The sequence below is a fragment of the Paenibacillus sp. 01T422 genome (assembly GCF_056398785.1).
In genome coordinates, this window is the sequence record NZ_JBFTQB010001673.1 from 1 (window position 1) to 426 (window position 426).

At 40.8% G+C, this 426-nt stretch carries 1 pseudogene; it reads left to right on the forward strand.

Annotation, left to right across the window (positions count from 1 at the left end):
- Positions 1 to 426: pseudogene (locus AC1DUA_RS40720) on the forward strand (AraC family transcriptional regulator); the annotation flags it as partial.

A 426-nucleotide genomic window follows, 5' to 3' on the forward strand; every position in this document is an offset into this window, starting at 1 on the left:
GTCTTAACTTGGATGATCTCCTATATCGTTATTCTCCTATTACCTGTCGTAATCGGTTTACTCTTGTATGTGGAATCCAACAAAACGCTGAAGGATGAAATCCAACAAGCGAACGATTCCTTATTAAAGCAGGTTCGCGAAGTCATGGACAACCAGTTCAAAGCGATGGAACAGCTCAACTTTGAAATCACCTGGAATGTGAACATGCAGGAACTGCTCTACTCGAATAAATATGAGACCTTCCCCAAAGAATATCGCTATGATATTTCCCAAATCGCACGTAATCTGTCCATGTACAAAACCTCCTATCCGCTGATTGATTCTTTCTATATCTATTTGTATAAAGATCAATCCGTTATTCTTCCTACGACCGTTAGGCCTAGCGCTTTTGCCTATCAAACCTTGCACATGAGCGATGACTTTTCC